The organism is Gemmatimonadota bacterium, from assembly GCA_026706345.1.
Taxonomy (GTDB): domain Bacteria; phylum JAAXHH01; class JAAXHH01; order JAAXHH01; family JAAXHH01; genus JAAXHH01.
In genome coordinates this window covers 1-3,201 of record JAPOYX010000182.1, presented here as the reverse complement: position 1 = coordinate 3,201, position 3,201 = coordinate 1, and the positions used below count along the sequence as shown (strand labels likewise).

The window sequence follows — 3,201 nt, the reverse complement described above, 5'->3', positions numbered from 1 at the left end:
GCGGGTGCAGCCGACCCAGGTCGCTGCGGGCGGCGCCGACCCGGCTTCCTGGTAGAACCGGATGCGAACGTCGTTGTTGGCTATCAGCGCATCCATGTCGGTAGTGAAGACATTTTCCCTCAACACGTTCTGCAGGGTACCGCCGTTAGCTTCCAGCGTTTCCTTGAGGTCGGTGTAGACCTGCTCGACCTGCGCCCTCATGTCACCCGCGCCGATAATGTTTCCCTCGGCATCCCAACTGACGCAGCCCGAGACATACAACGTGTTCCCGGCCTTGCAGACCTGTGCATAGTAGAAGGCTTTCTCCAGGTCAGGGCGCTTGTGGTAGATCTGGTCTGCTTTGGGCATGGTGATTCCTCCTTAGAAGTTGATGCGCACCGATCCCGCGAACCACCTCGGGCGATTGAAGAAGCACTCGGTGCTGTTGAAGAACTCCCCGACGTCGTAGATCTGCGTGCAGTAGAACTGGTTACCGATATTGTGGGCCGCAAACGCCGCTTCCCAGCGGCCGTCTTTGCTGGTATAGCTGGCGCGCGCGTTGACGATGGCGTAGGCATCCTGTTCTCCGGCGGGCGCTTCCGTCAAGAGCATGTTCTGGTCGCTGCGGTAATTGAAATCCGCCTGCACGGCGAAGTGCCCCCCCATACCGATGTTGACCGGCCACTGGTAGCGCACCAGGCCATTGACGGACCACTCCGGCGCTCTCGGAAGTTCCCGATCAAGCGGCTGGGTAAAACTACGGCCGTCGACCGGGTCGGTGAACGGGAAAGTGACGTCATAGACTTCTCCCTGCAGGTACGCCACGCCGCCCTTGAAATCCAGGCCCTCCGCCGGCGAGCCCTCGATCTCGAGTTCGGCGCCGTAGATTTCGGCGTCCTGGTTGGATATCAGGTTTCCTTGGCCTTCGAAAATGAAGGCTTGGAAATCATCGTAGTCGTAGTAGAACGCGGCCGCGTTCAGGCGCCAGCGGTTATCCGCCAGGGTCTGCTTGAAGCCGATTTCGTAGGCCTTGAGCACCTCTTCCTTGAACGGAAACTGCTCGGGCCTCAAATTATAACCCTCCGCCGGCCCATTGAAGCCGCCGCCCTTGACGCCGCGGTTGAAAGTGAAGTACGTCAGCAGGTCATCGTTGACCTGCCAGTCGATCCCCACCTTGGCCGACCACAGGCCCTCGTCGTACTCGGCGAGGTTGCCAGCCGAATCCTTGTTGAACACGGTCGTGTAAGCGGCGGGTTCAACAGGGGCCAAAAACCCTCTTGGCTCGCCGGCCGGCCAGATGTCGTACAGGTTGATGTAGTCGAGCTCTTTATTCTCGTCGATATAGCGGAAGCCGGTGGTCAGCGTCAACTGGGACGTCAGGTCAAACTCGGTCTGGGCGAACACCGAATACGAATCCGTATCCTGTTCCCAGTACCCGGACACGAGGAAGATGCCCGCATCATGGGACGTGGGCTGCATGCCGCAGGTCTGGGGTAAATCTTCGAACCCACCCGCTCCAAAGCAGGGAATTTCGGTGCCGGCGGCGCCAATCAGCCCATCAGGCGGTACTATGGAACCCACGTCCCGAGGACTGGGCCAAGCGCCGATAGACTCCACGTCGGAACGTAACGTGATACCCGTGCCGTAGTCGCCGCGGATTCGCAGGTAGTAGCCCCCCGCTACCCAGCGAAAGCGCTCCGCCTCACCGCTGATACGGATCTCCTGCGAGAATTGTTCGACGTTGTTCGCCAGGAAGGTTTCCAGGACCGGATACGGCGTACCGTCGCTGTCCTCCATGTACTCCTTATCGACGTGGTACCAGTCGGTGATCGAGACGAAATCGAAGTTGCCGGCATCCCAGTCAAGGCGGGCGCCGCCGCCCCAGGTGTGCAGGTCGGAGAAGCCGATGAAATCATGGCTTACGTTGCGCCTGCCGTCGTCCGGCTCCTTCCAACCGAAATAATCGCAGCCGGGACAATCGACCGAGGGCTGAAGACCGGCCTCCAGGTCGCCGGCCAACGGGTTGTCTGTGACCTCATCTGGTCCTCGAATATAACCGAAATGGGTCTCCGGGTCGTAGCTGGACGGCAGAATTAACAGGGCGCCGTCTATGAGCTCGCTGTAAGACCCGCGGCCGTTGATCAGCAGGGTCACATCATCACTGATCTCGAACAGGACCTGACCGCGGAACGAAGCCGTGTTATCGTCGAATGTGTCCGGTCCGACGGTGTTTTCGGCATAGCCGTCGTGCCAGTTCCCGGTGCCGGCGAAGCGGACGGACACTTTCTCGCTGATACCGCCGCCGATCGCGGCCTCGAAACCCACGTTATCGTAGCTGCCATACCTGGCTTCGGCGTATGCCTCGAATTCCTGTGTCGGCTTGTTGGTAGTGAACGATATGGCGCCGCCGGTGGCGTTCCTGCCCCACAACGTGCCCTGGGGGCCGCGCAGGACTTCGACCTGCTCCAGGTCGAAGAGCTGGAAACCCGAAGCGGAGGCCTGGCTGACGTACGCCTCGTCCACATAGACCGCGGTCGGGTGCTCCTGGTGATCGGCGAAATCGACCTGGAGGACGCCGCGCACGGCGAAACCGTAGGACTGGCGGGAGTTGGGCTGCACGAGCTGCACGCCGGGCGCCATGTCGGGTATCCAGGTTGTATCCCGCATGCCGAGTTCGCGCACCTGTTCGCCCGTCAAGGCGGTGATGGCGATTCCGACGTCCATCAGGTTCTGTTCGCGTTTCTGCGCGGTGACGACGATCTCTTCCAGCACCTGCGCGCCGGCGTTCGTGCCGGTCAGCAATAAAGCCGCTGCAAGGATTGAGATGATCGGTGCGGAACAAGGGCGCGTTTGCCCGGATGCCTGTTGATACATAGTCAGCTACCTCCCCCTATGTTGATTCCGAACGGCAAAAAGTGATTTGGTCCCTGCCAGCGTATTGGTACCAAATCGATAAAAAATGTACCACGTTGCAAATATAGCACAAGCGGCCGCGGGAATACAACAGCATCGGGTAATTATTTATTCGATCCGGTACCAAAAATGTTATATGCTTACGGCGCGACCTTGGAGGTCGGCGTCCAACAATATCAACTGGGGGATCGGACCATGATCAATCGGCACCTGTTATACCTGTTAACCCTGTTAACCCTGTTAGGGTACCTCTTCACGTCGACGTCGGTGGCAACCGATATGGAAGCGGCCCCGCCACCGCCGCCCGGA

The 3,201-nt window shown here is 59.7% G+C and carries 2 protein-coding genes; both read right to left on the bottom strand.

From position 1 onward, the window contains the following. Positions 1 to 348: RidA family protein (locus tag OXG98_12470; protein ID MCY3772816.1), on the bottom strand; the 348-nt coding region annotated here is incomplete at its 3' end. A 12-nt stretch (positions 349 to 360) separates the two neighbouring features. Continuing rightward, positions 361 to 2,781 carry a TonB-dependent receptor gene (locus OXG98_12465; protein ID MCY3772815.1) on the bottom strand — a complete coding sequence of 807 codons (2,421 nt, stop codon included), beginning with the start codon at positions 2,779 to 2,781 and terminating at the stop codon, positions 361 to 363. Between the last annotated feature and the right edge of the window lie 420 nt (positions 2,782 to 3,201).